At 59.4% G+C, this 446-nt stretch carries 1 protein-coding gene; it reads left to right on the top strand.

Annotated elements, in window-relative coordinates; translation table 11 throughout:
• The coding region (locus D3D02_RS19855) for a tyrosine-type recombinase/integrase (RefSeq protein WP_147435804.1) at nt 1–446 on the top strand (446 nt) is incomplete at both ends.

Genomic DNA, 446 nt, shown 5'->3' with positions numbered 1-446 from the left:
AGGAATACCGTCTCTGGCGCAAGGAAGACGGCGATCTCTGTCCGCTCACGGTCAAGGCACAAATGTCGACGCTGCGCGTCTTCCTGAAGTGGGCCGCATCGATCGAGGCCGTGCCGTCGGATCTCTACGACAAGATCATGATCCCACGTGTCGCTCCCGAAGAGCGGCAGCGCGACGAAACACTCGATGCGGACACTGCTGAAGAAATCCTCGAGTATCTCACAAAATACCACTACGGTAGCGAGAAGCACGTCGTGATGGCGCTACTCTGGGAGACCGGGATGCGTATCGGCGGTGTGCATTCGCTCGATCTCGACGACGTCAACCTAGAAGAGCGGTACCTCCGGTTGGAACACCGCCCACACCAGGGAACGAACCTGAAGAACGGCGAAGCCGGGGAGCGACTGGTCGCGATCACGCCTGAGCTGACTCAGCTGCTGGAGGAT

It is taken from the genome of Halobellus sp. Atlit-38R, assembly GCF_003665925.1.
GTDB classification, from domain to species: Archaea; Halobacteriota; Halobacteria; order Halobacteriales; family Haloferacaceae; genus Haloquadratum; species Haloquadratum inordinatus.
This window is presented reverse-complemented; position numbering and strand designations above follow the sequence as displayed.